Source organism: Blautia sp. MSK.18.38, from assembly GCF_024460535.1.
GTDB lineage: Bacteria > Bacillota > Clostridia > Lachnospirales > Lachnospiraceae > Blautia_A > Blautia_A fusiformis.
In genome coordinates this window covers 25063-43415 of the sequence record NZ_JANFYP010000001.1, presented here as the reverse complement: position 1 = coordinate 43415, position 18353 = coordinate 25063, and the positions used below count along the sequence as shown (strand labels likewise).

The 18353-nt window shown below is 45.6% G+C and carries 13 protein-coding genes; 9 read left to right on the top strand and 4 right to left on the bottom strand.

Features of this window, described 5'->3' with window-relative positions; genetic code table 11:
- The 6 genes from NE638_RS00190 (at position 1) to NE638_RS00165 (ending at position 9960) form a co-directional block, all read left to right on the top strand.
- Entirely contained in the window at positions 1–2454 is a 2454-nt protein-coding gene (locus NE638_RS00190; RefSeq protein ID WP_173745594.1) for a hypothetical protein, read from the top strand.
- Positions 2455–2593: 139 nt separating this feature from the next.
- Positions 2594–4084, top strand: a complete 1491-nt coding sequence (gene galT / locus NE638_RS00185) for a UDP-glucose--hexose-1-phosphate uridylyltransferase (protein ID WP_044962316.1) — start codon at positions 2594–2596, stop codon at positions 4082–4084.
- Between the two features lie 54 nt (positions 4085–4138).
- On the top strand, positions 4139–5617 hold the full coding sequence (locus NE638_RS00180) for an InlB B-repeat-containing protein (RefSeq protein ID WP_021652853.1): 1479 nt from the start codon (positions 4139–4141) through the stop codon (positions 5615–5617).
- A gap of 203 nt (positions 5618–5820) precedes the next feature.
- Complete coding sequence (asnS, locus tag NE638_RS00175) at positions 5821–7212, top strand: asparagine--tRNA ligase (RefSeq protein WP_015525643.1); 1392 nt, start codon at positions 5821–5823, stop codon at positions 7210–7212.
- Positions 7213–7323: 111 nt separating this feature from the next.
- Positions 7324–8385 carry a metallophosphoesterase family protein gene (locus NE638_RS00170; protein WP_173745593.1) on the top strand — a complete coding sequence of 354 codons (1062 nt, stop codon included), beginning with the start codon at positions 7324–7326 and terminating at the stop codon, positions 8383–8385.
- 27 nt (positions 8386–8412) lie between these two features.
- A complete protein-coding gene (locus NE638_RS00165; RefSeq protein WP_173745592.1) occupies positions 8413–9960 on the top strand; it encodes an ATP-binding protein in 1548 nt (515 codons plus the stop codon).
- A gap of 163 nt (positions 9961–10123) precedes the next feature.
- Here NE638_RS00165 and NE638_RS00160 read toward each other — a convergent pair whose 3' ends face one another.
- The 4 genes from NE638_RS00160 to murC all read right to left on the bottom strand — a co-directional run bounded on the left by NE638_RS00160 (position 10124) and on the right by murC (position 15126).
- Complete coding sequence (locus NE638_RS00160; RefSeq protein ID WP_015525646.1) at positions 10124–11308, bottom strand: ribose-phosphate pyrophosphokinase; 1185 nt, start codon at positions 11306–11308, stop codon at positions 10124–10126.
- A 1-nt stretch (position 11309) separates the two neighbouring features.
- Positions 11310–12296, bottom strand: a complete 987-nt coding sequence (locus tag NE638_RS00155; RefSeq protein WP_173745591.1) for an ATP-binding protein — start codon at positions 12294–12296, stop codon at positions 11310–11312.
- A gap of 22 nt (positions 12297–12318) precedes the next feature.
- Entirely contained in the window at positions 12319–13416 is a 1098-nt protein-coding gene (locus NE638_RS00150; RefSeq protein ID WP_015525648.1) for a DnaD domain protein, read from the bottom strand.
- Between the two features lie 330 nt (positions 13417–13746).
- Entirely contained in the window at positions 13747–15126 is a 1380-nt protein-coding gene (gene murC / locus NE638_RS00145; RefSeq protein ID WP_173745590.1) for a UDP-N-acetylmuramate--L-alanine ligase, read from the bottom strand.
- Between the two features lie 313 nt (positions 15127–15439).
- Here murC and NE638_RS00140 point away from each other — a divergent pair, with 313 nt between their 5' ends.
- The 3 genes from NE638_RS00140 to spoVG are packed head-to-tail and all read left to right on the top strand — an operon-like array spanning position 15440 to position 18189.
- A complete protein-coding gene (locus tag NE638_RS00140) occupies positions 15440–16717 on the top strand; it encodes a glucose-1-phosphate adenylyltransferase (protein WP_015525650.1) in 1278 nt (425 codons plus the stop codon).
- Entirely contained in the window at positions 16714–17835 is a 1122-nt protein-coding gene (glgD, locus tag NE638_RS00135; RefSeq protein WP_021652857.1) for a glucose-1-phosphate adenylyltransferase subunit GlgD, read from the top strand. Before NE638_RS00140 ends, glgD begins: the two co-directional genes overlap by 4 nt.
- A gap of 57 nt (positions 17836–17892) precedes the next feature.
- Positions 17893–18189, top strand: a complete 297-nt coding sequence (gene spoVG, locus NE638_RS00130; RefSeq protein ID WP_015525652.1) for a septation regulator SpoVG — start codon at positions 17893–17895, stop codon at positions 18187–18189.
- Positions 18190–18353 lie beyond the last annotated feature (164 nt).

Below are 18353 nucleotides of genomic sequence, written 5' to 3'. Positions count from 1 at the left end.
ATGATGAAGATCCTACGTAAGGGAGTGATACTGCTGGTGATCTTTGTGGCAGTAGTAGCCGGGACCTCATTTCTGATGAACAGTCAGTCTACAGATAACCGCTCAGATATGAACGATGCCACACTTCCGGAGGTTATGGTAAAGATCGGAAGTACCCAGGCAAATAAGATGTATGGATACAGACAGCAGATGCAGACCGATTTCATGAGAGGAAGTATTACTCCGCTGGATACGACCAAAAAAGTGTCTTTTGAGATCAACCCATATGCTGATACAGTAACAGGGCTTGCTTATGAGGTACGGACTTCAGACGGAAGCAAAGTTATGGAGAACCGTAAGATCAAGAATCTCACGAAAGAGGACAACGGCTGTTTAAGTACAGAGATTGAGATCGGCAGTGACCTTCGCATGAACCAGGAGTATTCCATGCAGATCACGCTGGATACCAGTGAGGGGGAAGTTTACTACTATACAAGAGTGGTTTCCAGAACCCAGTTGAATACAGAAGCGTATCTTCAGTTTGTCAAGGATTTTTCCACAAAGTGTCTGGACAAGGAACAGGCAGATACGCTGACCGGATATCTGGAAGCGGAGGATATTTCCGGCGGAACGAATTACAATAATATTTCCATCAGTTCCGGACTTTCCAATATCAGCTGGGGATCCCTTTCTCCGAAGCTCTACATGGAAGGAGTTCCGCTGATCGATGATATCAATGAAACGACTGCAAGTATTACGCTGGATTATCAGGTTTCCGCACAGGATGATGAGGGTAAAACCGAAATTTATGATGTTACGGAATTTTACCGTATGCGTTATACAGAAACAAGGATCATGCTGCTGGATTTTAAACGTTCTGCAACGAAGGTATTTGATCCGTCTCAGAAGGTAGTTTCCGATGCAGGCCTGCTTCTGGGTGTCCGTGACAAGAATGTCACCTATGCTTCAGACAGCAGTGGAAAGATCGTTGCTTTTGAGCAGGATGGGGATCTCTGGTCTTATGCACCGTCCAGCGGAAAGATCACAAGGATCTTCAGCTTCCGCAAAGAGGAAGATAACGATTCCAGATATGTGCGCAACGAACATGATATCAAGATCATCCGAGTGGCAGATAACGGGGATGTGGACTTTGTATTGTACGGTTACATGAACCGTGGTGTTCACGAGGGATACAGCGGTGTCTGTGTTTATCACTACAACAGCGACCGTAATGTGGTGGAAGAAAAAGTATTCATACCAAGTACAGAATCCTACGAGTTCCTGAAGGAAGATCTTGGAACACTCACTTATGTAAACAAAAACAATCAGCTGTTTCTGCTGTTTGCACAGAAGCTGTATCAGGTAGATATTGAGACAGGAACCTCACAGGTTCTGGAAGAAGGAATCAAACAGAACCATTTTGTTGTGTCAGATACCAAGGCACATGCAGCATGGCTGATCGAATCCGGAGATGATGCAGGGAAGATCCGGGAAATTGAATTTGATTCTCTGAAAACAAGAGATATTTCGCCGGAAAGCGGAAAAAATCTGAGAGCTCTGGGATTTATGAATGAAGATCTGGTATATGGGATCCTTTCCGATGAAGATATTCTTACGGATGCCAACGGACATGAAACAGAGGGAATCAGTACATTACGCATTGAAAGCTTTAAAGGAAAGGTGAAAAAAGAGTATCGTCAGGATGGCCTTTATATCACCAACGTAACGGTTGGCAGTACCATGATGGAGTTTGAACTTTCTGCAAAATCGGGGAATGCTTATACAGTCCAGAAAAAGGACAATATCATGAATAACAAAAAAGCATCCGGAAGCCAGATAGATGTAGCATTGATCACTACAAACCGTGCAGGAACGCTGATCCGCCTGACCATGACTCAGAAACCGGAGACAGACAGTCCGCTGCTTGTTTGTTCCAAGATCGAGAGTACTGAAGACTCATCGGTAACATTGGATACTACCGTTCCACAGGGAGAACTTTATTATGTTTATGCATATGGTTCTCTTGACCGTATCTATACCGATCCGGCTGCAGCTGTGAAACGCGCGGATGCGCAGACTGGAGTGGTACTTAACCGTGCGCAGCAGTATGTCTGGGAACGTGGAAACAAAAAAACAAAGCTCCAGATGAATATAGAGGATGTACCGGAAAGTATACGTACAGCCAACTGGAAGAAAAAAGAACTTCAGGATAGCCTTGGTGATATGGGAACGGTGATCGATCTGACCGGCTGCACTCTTGACAATGTTCTTTATGAGGTCAGTGCCCAGAGACCGGTGATCGCCAAGACAGGAGAAAATTCCAGTGTGGTGATCGTAGGCTATGATGAATATAATACCTATCTTTATGATCCGGCAACAGGGCAGATCAGCCCGTATGGAATGAATGACAGTACAGCGCTGTTTGAGAGTGCCGGAAATGTATTTCTCACCTATATAGAAAACGTCATAGAGTGATGCTTACAGAGCAGGCCGGATGAAGGCCATGGGGTTACAGCAGGATGGCAAGACGGGAGTTCCCGTTTGGCATAAATCGGAAAACAGGAAAAAAGTTCCTGTTTTCCGGGAAAAGCGCGACAGGAAAGGGGAAAAATCAATGTTAAGTGAAAGTATTAAAAAACTGGTACAGTATGGGGTGGAGAGTGGTATTACTCCAGAATGCGAAAGAATTTATGCAACCAATCTTCTTCTGGATGCCTTTGGGGAAAGCGAATATACAGAACCGGAGACAGAGTATGCTAAAATCAATCTTGAGGAGACTTTGAACGAACTTCTTGATGAGGCTGTAAAGAGGGGCATCATCGAGGACAGTATTGTGTACAGAGATCTCTTTGATACAAAACTGATGAACTGTCTGATGCCGCGTCCTGCCCAGGTGCAGAGAGAATTCTGGGATGCTTATAAAGAAGATCCGGAAAAAGCCACAGATTATTTTTATAAGCTGAGTCAGGACAGTAACTATATCAGACGTTATCGCGTAAAAAAAGATCAGAAATGGACAGTAGACAGCGAATATGGCAAGATCGATATCACGATCAACCTGTCCAAGCCGGAAAAAGACCCAAAGGCTATCGCAGCTGCCAAGCTGGTAAAATCCAGCAGCTATCCAAAATGTCTGCTTTGTCCGGAAAATGAAGGCTATGCAGGAAGAGTCAATCATCCGGCAAGGGAGAACCACAGGATCATCCCGATTACCATCAATGACAGTCCATGGGGCTTCCAGTACTCTCCATATGTTTACTACAATGAACATTGTATCGTATTTAACAGTCAGCATACTCCGATGAAGATCGAGAGAAATACATTTATCAAGCTGTTTGATTTTGTAAAGCTGTTCCCACATTATTTCCTTGGCTCCAATGCGGATCTTCCAATCGTAGGAGGTTCTATCCTCAGCCACGATCATTTCCAGGGCGGGCATTATACCTTTGCCATGGCGAAGGCAGAGATTGAAAAGCATGTGACGATCCCGGGATACGAAGATGTGGAAGCCGGCATTGTAAAATGGCCTCTTTCCGTACTGCGTATCCGCAGTAAAGACGAGACGAGACTGATCGATCTGGCAACACATGTACTGGCAGGCTGGAGAGGATATACGGATGAGGCTGCATTTATCTTTGCAGAAACAGACGGAGAGCCGCATAACACCATCACACCGATCGCACGTAAAGTGGGAGATACCTTTGAACTGGATCTGACATTACGTAACAATATCACAACAGAGGAGCATCCGCTGGGGGTTTATCATCCGCATGCATGCTATCATCATATCAAGAAAGAGAATATCGGTCTTATCGAAGTTATGGGACTCGCTGTTCTTCCGGCACGTCTGAAAGAAGAGCTGGAGCTTCTTGAAGAATACATTTTAAGCGGCAGGGACATCGCTTCCAATGAGAAAATCGAGAAACATGCTGCATGGGTTGCAGAATTTCTGCCAAAATATGAGAAACTTGATAAAGATAATATCCAGGAAGTCCTTCGCAGGGAAGTGGGCAATGTATTTGTTCATGTACTGGAGGATGCCGGTGTTTATAAATGCACACCAGAGGGCAGGGATGCATTTATGAGATTTATCAATACTCTGTAAAAAAGTACGGAGGCACCCGGGGATGGATATGTATTTCAGGAGGAGTTTGTTTATATGAAAAACAGGGAAAAAACCGGAAAGGCCTTTCGGATAAAATGGCTTTTGCTGGCACTTGTGGCAGCTGCACTGATCTTTGTGCCGGCTGCATCGCATAAGGTGTCGGCGGCGAAGCTTGTTTATACCGTTAAGTTCAATAATAATTCAGGTACCAGCAAAAGTAAGACGTATACCGCACTGACACGGAACGTGACATTAAATACTACGATCAAGCTTCCGGCAGTACCCAAGGCTGTGGGATATCAGAATCTCGGATGGACCACACGGAAGGGGAGCAGTAAGGTGGTATATAAAGCAGGTGCCAGCGTAAAGGTCAGAAAAGATATGACTCTGTATGCGGTCCGCAGAAAGAGTAAGTATTATACCGTAAACTTCTATCTTGGAAATGGAAGCACCAATTCCGCATATAAGAAGCTGCAGAAAAAAGTAGAAGAGGGTACATATTACACATTGCCTGCAGTTCCATCCAGATCGGGATATGTAAATCTTGGCTGGTCAACAGCAAAGAACGGCAAGGCATCTACTGCAAAAAAAGTAGGAACGAAGATTAAAATCTCCGGTAATATCAGATACTATTCTGTACAGATGCAGTCAGTAAAAGTAAATCTCCGCAAGGCAAACGGAACCGTATGGAAGACAGTAACACTTGGAAAGGGCGGTTACCTTAAGCTCCCATCTGTATCCAATGCGACAGGTTATACATTTATGGGCTGGTCTAAGACCAGACGGACCGGTTCTTCCACAGATCCGGATTATGAAGCCGGTGAACTTCTGCGGATCAACAAAAATACCAATCTGTATGCGACGGTATTTAACCGTGCACTGGAGAAGGACATCAGTTCCGATGAGATGGCTCATCCGGCTATCGGTATGATGTACAGTAAGGTCATTTTTGTGGGAGATTCCCGTACTGCAGGAATACAGGCGACACTGAAAAAACAGATGAGCAGTTCTGTAACAAATGGGGTTTCTTTTGTTGCAAACCCAGGAAAGGGCTTGAGCTGGTTCCGGGATACAGGATATGCACAGCTTATAGAAGAGATCGACAAAACAGAAGGTTCCAAACCGATCGCCGTTATCTTTAATCTGGGTGTCAATGACCTGGGAAATGCAGGCAATTATGTCAGCTATATGACCAGTATCGCATCCACATTGAAAAGTAAGAACTGTAAGCTCTTTTACATGTCTGTAAATCCCGTCAACAGTACCATGATCACAAAAACGGGAAGAGGCGCCCGTACAGAAGCACAGGTAAGAGAATTCAACAGCAAGATCCGTTCCGGTCTTTCTCTGTATTACAAATATATTGATATGTACAGCGTACTTATGAAAAAAGGCTACGGGACCAATGCCCGCTATGATGGTGTGGATGATGGCGATGACGGACTTCATTACACAACAAAGACATTCAAGAGGATCTACTATTACTGCATTACTTATCTCAACACAGGAAGTATCAACGCATCTTATTATTAATGGTATAACAGACAGAAAAATCCCGTCTGCCGGAGACATTCCGCCAGGCGGGATTTTTCTGTCCGGCGGCCCGCTATTTTTCTGTCCGACAGGGCAATTACTCCTTGCACGAACCATGAGAATAGTCTATACTTAATTCGATACGGACGTTTGGAGGTCCGCAGGGACGTGTGATCCTGAATATGAGGAATGAGGTATAGATTATGAAACTGACAACAGTGAAAGAGATTTACAGAAACCGTGAACAGTATCTCGACAAAGAGATCACCGTAGGTGGATGGGTACGAAGTGTTCGTGATTCCAAGGCGTTTGGATTCATCGTACTTCATGATGGAAGCTTTTTTGAAACTCTTCAGATCGTATATCACGATAACATGGAGAATTTCGCAGAGGTTTCCAAGCTGAACGTTGGAGCGGCCATCATTGTTAAGGGAACGCTGGTAGCTACCCCTCAGGCGAAGCAGCCATTTGAGATCCAGGCAACAGAGATATCTGTAGAGGGAGCTTCCGCACCGGATTATCCACTTCAGAAGAAGAGACACAGTCTTGAATACTTAAGGACCATGACACATTTAAGACCGAGAACAAATACTTTTCAGGCTGTATTTCGTGTACGTTCTCTCTGTGCATATGCGATCCATAAATTTTTCCAGGAGAGAGGCTTTGTCTATGTGCATACACCGCTGATCACAGGAAGTGACTGTGAAGGTGCAGGAGAGATGTTCCAGGTAACAACACTGGATCCGAAGAATATTCCGCTGACAGAGGATGGAAGTGTTGATTATTCACAGGATTTCTTCGGAAAGGAGACAAACCTTACCGTAAGCGGACAGCTGAACGGAGAGACTTATGCACAGGCATTCCGCAATATCTACACATTCGGACCGACCTTCCGTGCTGAGAATTCCAACACTACCCGTCATGCAGCTGAGTTCTGGATGATCGAGCCTGAGTGTGCGTTTGCAGACCTTCAGGATGCTATGGAGCTTGCAGAGGCTATGCTGAAATACGTGATCCGTTATGTCTTTGAGAATGCACCGGAGGAAATGAACTTCTTCAATTCCTTCATTGACAAGGGGCTTCTTGACAGACTGAACCATGTGCTTAATTCTGAATTTGCGCATGTGACCTATACAGAGGCTGTTGAGATCCTTGAGAAGAACAATGACAAATTTGATTACAAGGTATTCTGGGGATGTGATCTTCAGACAGAGCATGAGCGCTATCTGACAGAGCAGGTCTACAAGAGACCGGTATTTGTTACAGATTATCCGAAGGAGATCAAGGCATTCTACATGAAACTCAACGAGGATGGAAAGACAGTTGCGGCTATGGACTGTCTGGTGCCGGGAATCGGAGAGATCATCGGAGGAAGTCAGAGAGAGGATGACTACGACAAGCTGAAAACACGTATGGATGAGCTGGGTCTGAAACCGGAGGATTACGATTTCTATCTGGATCTTCGTAAATATGGTTCCACACGTCATTCCGGCTTTGGTCTTGGATTTGAGAGATGTGTCATGTACCTTACAGGTATGGGCAACATCCGTGACGTGATCCCATTCCCGAGAACTGTAAAGAACTGCGATCTTTGATCAGAACACTTTTGCACAGCAGGACGTTCTGTGCTCCTGAGATCAGAGAACAGCAGGGAGAAATTGGCAACAGGTATTGATATGTGTGACTGACACACAAGGGAGAACATTATGAGATTTATTCATCTTGCAGACGTGCATCTGGGCGCGGTTCCCGACAGGGGCTGCCCGTGGAGCAAAGAGCGGGAGGAAGAAATCTGGAGCACTTTCCGCCGGGTTATTGCGGGCATCCGCGAAGATCCGGTGGATTTGCTATTTATATCCGGAGATTTGTTCCACCGCCAGCCTCTTATGAGAGAGCTTAAGGAAGTAAATTATCTGTTTTCCACCATCCCGGATACCAGAGTGTATCTGATGGCAGGAAATCATGATTTTATAAGCAGAGATTCTTTTTATAATACGTTTGAGTGGAATTCCAATGTTATATTTTTCAGGAGCAGGGAACTGACCTGCGTTAAAGATCCCAGGCTTGATGTCTATGTATATGGACTGAGTTACTATGACCGGGAAATAAAAGACGGACTTTATGATCAGGCTGTCCCTGTCCAGAAAGAAGGAATCCATATTCTGCTGGCCCATGGCGGCGATGAGAAGCATATTCCTCTCAGTGCAGCAGCTCTGGCGGCATCAGGCTTCGATTATGTGGCGTTAGGGCATATCCACAAGCCGCAGATCCTGATCCGTGACCAGGCGGCCTTTTCCGGGGCTCTGGAGCCCATTGACAGGAATGATACAGGGGAACATGGATATATGGAGGGACGACTGATCAACGGAAGGATCCGTACAGAGTTCGTTCCCTTTGCCTGTCGTTCCTATCAGCAGCTGGTAATGACACTTCACGAGGAAACTACACAGATATCTCTGGAAGAAGCGGTAAAATCCCAGATTTTCCGCAGAGGAGGAAGGAATATCTACAGGATCATTCTTCAGGGAATGCGTTCGCCGGATCTTCTTCTGATCCCTGAGAAACTGAAAAGCCTCGGAAATGTTACCGATGTTGTGGATGAATCCTGGCCGGCGTATAATCTTGGTGAGCTCTACAAACGCTACAGCGGTACTCTGATCGGTGATTATATCGGCTATTTTCTGGCCAAAAAGGGTATGGATACCGTGGAAAAAAAGGCGCTGTATTATGGGCTTCAGGCATTGCTTGAGACAGGCAGCCGGCGATAAAGGGGCAGCACAGGAGGATAGCATAAGATGGTTATCAGACGTTTAAAAATAAAAAATTTCGGGAAGATCCGGGACAAGGATATGGAGCTTTCGCCTGGGATCAACGTACTTTACGGTGAAAATGAGAGTGGAAAAACTACCACACATACATTTATCCGCTCCATGTTTTACGGCGTTCGCAGACTGCGGGGAAAGGCTGCTCTGAACGATACATATACAAAATATGAACCGTGGGAAAATCCGGCAGAATATGGTGGGATCATGTGGTTCACAAGCAAGGGGAAGAAGTATCGTCTAACCAGGAATTTTTATAAAGAAAAGAAGCTGGGAGAGCTTCTCTGTGAAGATGATGGCAGTCTTGTGGATGCGGAACAGGGAGCTCTTGGGACTATTCTGGGAAATGTAAGTGAGGCAGTTTATGATAATACGGTGTCTGTGGCACAGCTGAAAAGCGTTACAGGAAAAGATCTCGTACGTGAACTGCAGAATTACATGGCCAGCTATCAGGGAACTGGTGACAGTTCCATTGACATGGGACGAGCCATGCAGATGCTGAAAATGTCCAGAAAAGGATATCTGACAGAAGCGGCCCGGCGAAAAAAGGAGCTGGAAAAGGAAAAAGAAAAGATTTCCGCAAACATGGAATATATCCGCAGAGAGATCCGTGAACTGGATGAGAAGCGTGATCGGATCATGCAGCAGCAGGACGGGATGAACATAGGGACCAGAGAACGGAGTACAGAGGATCTTCTTGAGCTTCGGATCGATCGTGTAAAAAGAAGGCGGGAGCTGACAGATGCAGTTCTGGCAGTTGTGCTGCTTGGCGGGATTGCCGGTACCGGCTGCCTGGCAGCTTTTTCCGGGCAGGTCATTTTCAGTGTTCTGGCAGGCGTGGCAACTGCGGCGATTTCTGCAGCGGCATTGTTTTTTCGCATACGGCTCAGCAGGGAGCTGAATAAGAGAGAACGTCAGAGAGAGCGCTGGCATTCCAGACATGAGGAGCTGACCTGGAACCGGAACAGTCTGGACAGTGACTACGAAGAGAAGCATACAGCGCTGGAGAACCTGCAGGCAGAGTTGACGGAATGTGAAGAAAACACAGAAGTGATCACTCCGGAGGAAACGGAGATCCAGGCGCTGAATATGGCCATGGAGACGATTGAGGCACTTTCCGGAAACATTACGGATCAGGTAGGGGTCCGTCTGAAAAAACGTACATCTGAGATATTAAGTGAGATCACCGGTGGCAGATACCAGGAGGTTCTGATGGATGAGGCACTGCATATGTCTGTGAACACAGGGGAGCGTATCGTATCCATTGAGAGACTGAGCCGCGGGACACTGGAGCAGATTTATTTTGCCCTTCGTATGGCAGCAGGAGAGCTTTTCTGCAAAGAGGAACCGTTCCCTGTGATCCTGGATGATGTATTTGGCATGTATGATGAAGAACGTCTTGCAGCGGCTCTCAGGTGGCTACATAAAGAAAACAGACAGGTGATCATAAGTACCTGCCATAAAAGAGAAATGGAGATCCTGGATAAAGAGAGGATTCCCTATCAGAAGCTTCCTATGTGAGCTTTTGCAGGAAGATTTCAGCATAAAGATCAAAAGCAAAGCAGACAGCAGATGCGGATCATGGATATCCGTCTGTTACAGAAATATAAAGCGGCTGCGCTTTCTGAGAAACTGTTATATCGTTCTCAGAAGGTGCAGCCGCTTTGCGTGCGTTATGATTTATTTATTTCTCATGCTGGCTCATGTAATTTGTTACGCAGCGTTTGATTCTGTCTACCGGATTCAGAAGGTGGCTGACAGAGGTATCATGGTTCAGCGTATCAATGATCAGAGCAATATATTTGCTCATATCGCAGCTGATGTAGTATGGCTTCTCAAGAAGCTCCGGTGACTGATAAACCAGGTTAGTAGTAAGGAGCTTGTCGAAGTAGCCCTTCTTGTAAGCATCGTCAAATTTATCAAGACCATCGGTAAAGAATCCGAAGGTAGAGCAGATGTAAACTCTGCCTGCTCCTTTCTCTTTCAGGAGAGACGCGATCTTAATGATCGTATCACCGGAGGAGATCATATCATCGATCAGGATCATATCCTTGCCCTCGATCTTTGGTCCGAGGAATTCATATGCTGCGATCGGATGACGGCCGTTTACATATCTTGAGTAATCCAGACGTTTATAGTACATACCCATATCAACACCGAGGACATTGGCGAGATAGATCGCACGGTTCATGCTTCCTTCGTCCGGGCTGATCGTCATGAAATGATCCTTGTCGATATGAAGTCCCTTTTCATTATTAAGAAGAGCCTTGATGAACTGGTAGGATGGCTGTACAGTCTCAAAACCATGAAGAGGAGTCGCATTCTGTACACGGGAATCATGTGCATCAAAGGTGATGATATTCTCAACACCCATATCGATCAGCTCATGAAGTGCATTGGCACAGTCAAGAGACTCTCTTCCGACACGTTTGTCCTGGCGACTCTCATAGAGATATGGCATGATCACGTTGACTCTGCGGGCTTTTCCGCCTACAGCGGCGATAACACGCTTCATATCCTGGAAATGATCATCCGGGGACATAAGATTCGTGTAAGGTCCGATCGGATAGGATAAGCTGTAATTTGTCACATCTACCATTACGTAGATATCATCACCGCGGACAGATTCGTTGATGGTGCATTTACCCTCACCGGAGCCGAAACGTGGAGTTTTGGCGTCAATAATGTAAGAATCGCGCTTGTATCCCTCGAATGCAAAGGAGTCCATTCCAGGATACTGTCTTTCGGCACGCCATTTGACCAGCCAGTCATTCACCTTCGCGCCTAATGAGCTGCAGCTCTGAAGGGGAATCAGTCCAAGTCTTCCTACCGGGAGTGTGGAAAAATCTTTTGTATTTACCTGTGCCATTTTAATTTCCTCCTAAAAATATTTTCTGTATACGGATGTCTTTCCCGATCAACGATATCATCTGATAGTTGCTGGCAATTCGGGAAAATGTTCTCTCGGAATAGGTATCCGAGAAATTTTTGAGCGTCAGATTCGTGGAAATGATCGTGGATTTCCTGCGCATGATCCGCTCATTGAGACAGAGAAAAAGCTGTGAAGATACGAAACTGTTGGTAAGCTCCGTTCCCAGGTCATCAATGATCAGAAGATCACAGTCATAGATCAGTTCCTCGTCTGTGCCGGTATCTTTTCGGGAAAAAGAATTCGTAGCCATCATATCAAAAAGATCGTAGGCGGAAAAGTACAGGACACAGTGGGTGGATCTGAGAAGCTCTCGGGCGATGCAGTGTGAAAGAAAGGTTTTTCCCACACCGGTATCACCATATAAAAACAGGTTTTCAAATTTATGGTCGAAGTTCTGCACAAAGCGCTGTGCAGTGTCATAGGCCCGTCTGGCTGTTTCCAGGGCAGACAGTCCCGTGGCTTCGTTTTTTATTGTAGCAGAATAATAGTCAAATGAAAAGCTGTCAAAATTCTCTTTTTCGAGAATTTCATTCAGATCGGACTGTGCATAAAGCAGTTCGATCTCAGCTTTTTTAAAACAGGTGCATTTTCGGCTACCGATATAGCCGGTATCCTGACAGTCAGGGCAGGTGTAAGGCATCTCAAGATAGTCTCCGGGAAAGCCGTTTGCAACAAGAAGGGTGATCCGTTCATCGGAAAGCTCCTGGATGGCTGCCTTCAGATCCGAAGTTCCCTTTTCTTCGCCGTTTAAAAGGCGACGGACTTTGTCAGCACTTAAAGTTGCCACCTCGTCATCGATCTCTTTCAGACGGGGGATCTTTCCGTAGGCTTCGGCTGTGTGCTCCTCCAGAATACGGTGGTTCTGTGCCTGCCGGCGGCTGTATTCTCTCATTATAGTATCATATTGAAAATTCTGTAAAGGCATAAAGCGCTCCTTCCAGGTTCTGTTACTGATTATTTAAAAGACGTTTCTCATATTCCGCAAAATCATAATCACGCTGGTGGAAATTATTGAAGCGGTTGCTATTCTGAGGCTGAGTCTGGGGCTGCTTCTTCCTGGAAACGGATTTCTCAAGCTGGCGTTTTTTGTGTGCGGCATCCAGAAGCCGGATATCCTCCAGCGTATGTACGTTTTTCTTTTTCCAGCCGGAGAGGATCTTATCTGCATATTGGAAACTGGGCTGTCCGGTGGAAAGGACAGTACGGCTGCAGGCTTCCTGGATCAGCTCCAGATCAAAACCGTAGGTCTTGCGCCAGGTATCAATGTAAGTGATCTCGTTATCAACAGGATTGCGGCCGCTGATCCCCATAGCCTTCAGGATCGTGTAATAATCCTTGGAAAAACGGGAGCTGGCATCCCGGGCCATCTCGACGGTGGTGATGCCGTCTTTTGCCCAGGCGAGTGCAACAGTTTCAATATAACGCATACTCTTGCGGCCTCTGGAAACACAGTATTCCACCAGATATTCGATGAGATCCGCAGACATATGGAGTTCATCATAGAAAAAAAGGATCTTCTGCATTTCTGTAGGCGTCAGTGTTTTGGTCAGATACTGCTCTGTGATATAGAGAAGCTGACTGATCTCTTCGTTTTGCTTAAGTTCTCTGATCCGGTCAGGAGTGAGACTGAGAATGTAATCAGCGGAGCTTGGGACTCCCGGATCCGTGTTCCCGGAAACGGAAGCAGAATTGCCGGAACCGGTGAAAGTATCCACAGAAGCGCTGCTCTCTCTATGACCGGTATCCGCAAAGGGTTCCAGCAAAGTGATCCCGGAAAGCTTCTGATCTGCAGTATAGGTTAATGCGATTAGTTTCTCACCTTCCCAGTATTTCAGCGCACGGGAAATATCTCTTTCCGTGCAGAAAAGGCTGTCTGCCATATGCTCCAGGCTGAAAGAAGAAGGAGCGGCAGATACCATCCGGAGAAGGTAGATATATACCTTTACGAACTCCCCGTTGGCACGAGGCATGAAATTGTCAATAAAGCGATTGGAAAGAATCGTTACCTCCAGTTCAGAGGAATTCTGAAGTGAAATCAGGCTCATGATCAGCAGCTCCCTTTCTAAAATACAGCAGATATTTCAGGTGATATCCCAAAGTCCGCCATGCTAAAAAGGATTATAGCACAACCGCTTTTACTTGAGAATAGTCTATTTTCACAGAAGTTGTGCACCAATTTCCATGTGGAAAATGTGGATAGTGTGGAAAACTTCGAGGATAACATTATTAGCAACTAACAAAAACCTTAATTTTGTAAGAAAAATGCGGTATTTGTTGAATTTGGCTGTTGAATTATGTCAAGTAGGTTATACACAAAAAAATCCACATGCCAGGCACGTCTGAAATGTGCATAAGCATGTGGATAATGTGGATAATTATTTTCCGAGAAGGTGTTCTCCAATATTTACAACGTCTCCGGCGCCCATAGTTATCAACAAATCACCATGTGCACAACTTTTTAAGAGGAAGCTCTCGATCTCATCAAAAGTCGGGAAATATTCGCAGGGGGTTCCAAGTTCCTGGATCTGTTTCTGGAGATCCTGGGAAGAAATACCAAGATTGTCTGTTTCACGTGCGGCATAAATATCAGCCAGTACAACATGATCGGCCAGAGTCAGCGCTTTTGCAAATTCCGGAAGAAGAGCTTTGGTACGTGTGTAGGTATGAGGCTGGAATACACACCATACCTTCTGATGCGGATAATTCTTTGCAGCATGAAGGGTTGCCTCGATCTCGGTTGGATGATGAGCGTAATCATCAATGATGGTGATACCGCCGATCTCACCTTTATACTGGAAACGCCGGTCTGTACCGGTAAAGCTTCCGAGACCTTTGACGATCACATCATCCGGAAGGTCCAGAAGGCGTCCTACGGCAATGGCGGCCAGTGCATTGGATACGTTGTGGATACCCGGTACACGCAGATAATAGCTGCCGATCTTTTTGCCCCGGAAGAGAACGGAGAAGGAAGGATGTCCGTATTTATCCCAGGTAATGTCTGCTGCGGTGTAATCGGCATCGTGCTCCAGACCATAGGTAAGAACATTGCATGGAAGCTCCCGGGTGATCGTCTCATACTCCGGTGTGTCGGCGTTGATGATCAGAGTACCGTCAGCAGGGAGAAGCTCTGCAAATTTCCGGAAGGAATGGCGGATGTCATCGATGTCCTTGAAGAAATCCAGATGATCGGCATCCATGTTCAGGATCACACTGATCTTAGGGAAGAAGCTTAAAAAGCTGTTGGTGTATTCGCATGCCTCTGTGATAAAGGTCTCAGAATTTCCAACGCGGATGTTTCCGTGGATAGCAGGAAGGATTCCGCCAACACTGATGGTAGGATCACAGTCACCCTCAAGAAGGATATGGGAAACCATGGAAGTAGTAGTGGTTTTTCCGTGGGTTCCGGAAATTGCGATCGGTGTATCGTAGTTCCGCATGATCTGTCCCAGAAGCTCTGCACGGGTGAGCATTGGAAGCCCTTTTTCTTTCGCACAGGCAAATTCCGGGTTGTCCGGGTGGATCGCTGCTGTATAGACAACCACATCTACATCATCCTTGATGTTGGAAGCGCGCTGTCCGTAATAGATCACAGCGCCACGTTCTTCCAGTGTGTGGGTCAGCGGGCTGGATTTGGCATCGGAACCGGAAATCCGGAAATTTTCTTCCAGAAGGATCTCGGCAAGGCCGCTCATGCTGATGCCTCCGATCCCGATGAAATGAATATGGAGCGGTTTATGAAAGTCTATCTGATACATAATAATCTCCTTATATATATGTTATTTTCGTAGCTCTTTTGTCTGTTTTATTATAACGCCAACAGAAACAATTGAAAAGTGGTTCTTTTGGCTAAAAAAGCGGTTTTTTCCGGAATATAAAAGTAACCAGAAAATAACATCGAAAAATGTTGAAAATTACCAGAGAAATGAAAAAAATGATGAGTCTTACCAATTTATAATATACAATAGCGATAAAAAAAGTAAAATACAGCTAAAATAATTGTAAAAAATGTTCACTAATACAGTGAAGTATGCTATAATGGAGTAATCATAACATACAAGAGGTGATCGCATGATTAAGAAAGAGATGATTGCCATGCTCTTGGCCGGTGGGCAAGGCAGCAGGTTAGGAGTTTTGACAGAAAAGGTTGCAAAGCCGGCAGTCGCTTTTGGTGGTAAATATCGTATCATCGATTTTCCACTGAGCAATTGTATTAACTCGGGAATTGACACGGTGGGTGTGCTGACACAGTACCAGCCGCTCCGCCTGAATACACATATCGGTATCGGTATTCCGTGGGATCTTGACCGCAATGAAGGCGGTGTCACAGTCCTTCCTCCGTATGAGAAGAGCACAAGCAGTGAATGGTACACAGGAACTGCCAATGCGATCTATCAGAATCTGGCTTATATGGAGCAGTATAACCCGGATTATGTACTGATCCTTTCCGGTGACCATATCTATAAGATGGATTACGAAGTGATGCTGGATTTCCACAAGGCGAACAAGGCAGATATTACGATCGCGTGTATGCCGGTTCCCATTGAGGAAGCCAGCCGTTTTGGTATTATGGTTACTGATGAGAGCAGCCGTATTACTGAGTTTGAGGAGAAGCCGGAGCATCCAAGCAGCAATCTTGCATCCATGGGTATCTATATTTTCTCATGGCCGGTCCTGAAGGAAGCACTGATCGCCCTGAAGGATCAGAATGGCTGTGACTTCGGTAAACATATCCTTCCGTACTGTAAAGAGAAGGGGCAGCGCCTTTTTGCTTATGAGTACAACGGCTACTGGAAAGATGTAGGAACTCTTGGTTCTTACTGGGAAGCAAATATGGAGCTGATCGATATCATTCCGGAGTTTAATCTTTATGAGGAATTCTGGAGGATCTACACCAAGGGAGATGTGATCCCGCCACAGTATATTTCCGCAGATGCAGTTGTGGACAAGTGTATCATCGGTGAGGGAACAGAAATCTATGGTGAAGTACATAATTCAGTGATCGGTCCGAATGTTATCATCGGCAAGGGCAGTGTGATCCGTGATTCTATTATCATGAAGAATACAGCAGTTGGTGAGAACGTTGTTATGGATAAAGCCATCGTGGCAGAAGATGTTGTCATCGGAAATAATGTTGTGATCGGATGCGGCGAGGAGGTACCGAATGTTCTGAAACCGGCTGTATATTCCTTTGGACTTGTGGCTATCGGCGAAAACAGCGTGATTCCGGACAGTGTCAAAATCGGTAAGAATACCGCTATCGCCGGTGTTACAACAAAAGAAGACTACCCTGACGGAGAACTGGCAGCCGGCCAGGTAATTGCAGCAAAGGACGGTGGGAAAGAATGAGAGCGATAGGTATTATTTTGGCAGGCGGTAATAATAACCGCATGAGAGAATTATCAAACAAAAGAGCAATCGCGGCAATGCCTATTGCAGGAAGTTACCGCGCGATCGACTTTGCCCTCAGCAACATGGCAAATTCACATATCCAGAAGGTTGCTGTGCTGACACAGTATAATGCCCGTTCCCTTAATGAGCATTTAAGTTCATCCAAATGGTGGGATTTCGGAAGAAAACAGGGAGGACTTTATGTCTTTACTCCAACCATTACCAGAGATAACAGCTTATGGTATCAGGGTACTGCAGATGCGATCTATCAAAACCTGAGCTTTTTAAAGAACAGTCATGAACCCTATGCGGTGATCGCTTCCGGCGATGGAATCTACAAGCTGGATTACAATAAAGTCCTGGAGTATCATATCGCAAAGCGAGCAGATGTTACCGTTGTATGTACTACATGCAAGGATCAGAGCCAGGTTGAGAGATTTGGTGTTCTTCGCATGAATGAGGACTGTCGGATCGAGGAATTTGAGGAGAAACCGATCGTTTCCTCCTATAATACGGTATCTACTGGTATCTATGTCATCCGAAGAAGGCAGCTGATCGAACTGATCGAGCGTGCTGCCCAGGAAGGAAGGCATGATTTTGTAAATGATATTCTTATCCGTTACAAAAATCTGAAGAGGATTTACGGATATAAGATCGATAACTACTGGAATAATATCTCTACTGCAGAGGCTTATTATCAGACAAATATGGATTTCCTGAAACCGGAGATCCGGAACTATTTCTTCAAACAGGAGCCGGCGATCAAAACCAAGATCGCGGATGTACCTCCTGCTAAGTACAATCCGGGTGCAACTGTGAAGAACAGTCTGGTGTCCAGCGGATGTATCATCAACGGAACCGTGGAGAATTCTGTTCTGTTCCGTGATGTATTTGTAGGAAATAACTGTGTGATCAAAAACTCTGTGATCCTTAATGACGTATATCTTGGAGATAATACGCATATTGAGAATTGCATTGTTGAGAGCCGGGATACCATCCGGGCGAATTCATATTACTGCGGCGAAGAAGGAGAAGTGAAGATCGTCGTAGAGAAAAACGAACGCTACGTATTATAAATGCGGAAGATCAGTTTTCCGCAGATACGGTTAGCGAAATGAAAGGGGCAAGTAGCAATGAATATTACAGATGTACGTGTGAGGAAGGTAGCAAAAGAAGGGAAAATGAAGGCCGTTGTGTCTGTCACAATAGATGATGAGTTTGTGGTACATGACATCAAGGTGATCGAAGGCGAGAAGGGGCTGTTCATCGCAATGCCAAGCCGTAAGGCAAGCGACGGTGAATATCGTGACATCGCACATCCGATCAATTCAGCAACAAGAGAGCAGATCCAGACGATCATCCTGGACAAGTATCAGGAAGTAATGGCTGAGGAAGCTGAGAATGAGGTTCTTATGGAGGCTGCGGAGTAAGAGAAGCAGTTTCAGGGGGGGGATTACATCAGGGAAGTATTCTCGTAGCTGATGATCTTTGGATTGAAACAGCATAGAATAAAAACTGCCGTTTTACAGATAAATCTGTGAGAGGGCAGTTTTTTTGTGCTCCGGAAAACAAAAAAAACGCTTTTCAGTTCATA

Bases quoted from the DNA above. Each gene is read 5' to 3' on its own strand.
- NE638_RS00190 (WP_173745594.1), top strand. From the start codon at position 1: ATGATGAAGATCCTACGTAAGGGAGTGATACTGCTGGTGATCTTTGTG.
- spoVG (WP_015525652.1), top strand. From the start codon at position 17,893: ATGAATATTACAGATGTACGTGTGAGGAAGGTAGCAAAAGAAGGGAAA.
- NE638_RS00140 (WP_015525650.1), top strand. From the start codon at position 15,440: ATGATTAAGAAAGAGATGATTGCCATGCTCTTGGCCGGTGGGCAAGGC.
- NE638_RS00160 (WP_015525646.1), bottom strand. From the start codon at position 11,308: ATGGCACAGGTAAATACAAAAGATTTTTCCACACTCCCGGTAGGAAGA.
- NE638_RS00180 (WP_021652853.1), top strand. From the start codon at position 4,139: ATGAAAAACAGGGAAAAAACCGGAAAGGCCTTTCGGATAAAATGGCTT.
- glgD (WP_021652857.1), top strand. From the start codon at position 16,714: ATGAGAGCGATAGGTATTATTTTGGCAGGCGGTAATAATAACCGCATG.
- NE638_RS00170 (WP_173745593.1), top strand. From the start codon at position 7,324: ATGAGATTTATTCATCTTGCAGACGTGCATCTGGGCGCGGTTCCCGAC.
- NE638_RS00150 (WP_015525648.1), bottom strand. From the start codon at position 13,416: ATGAGCCTGATTTCACTTCAGAATTCCTCTGAACTGGAGGTAACGATT.
- NE638_RS00165 (WP_173745592.1), top strand. From the start codon at position 8,413: ATGGTTATCAGACGTTTAAAAATAAAAAATTTCGGGAAGATCCGGGAC.
- galT (WP_044962316.1), top strand. From the start codon at position 2,594: ATGTTAAGTGAAAGTATTAAAAAACTGGTACAGTATGGGGTGGAGAGT.
- NE638_RS00155 (WP_173745591.1), bottom strand. From the start codon at position 12,296: ATGCCTTTACAGAATTTTCAATATGATACTATAATGAGAGAATACAGC.
- asnS (WP_015525643.1), top strand. From the start codon at position 5,821: ATGAAACTGACAACAGTGAAAGAGATTTACAGAAACCGTGAACAGTAT.
- murC (WP_173745590.1), bottom strand. From the start codon at position 15,126: ATGTATCAGATAGACTTTCATAAACCGCTCCATATTCATTTCATCGGG.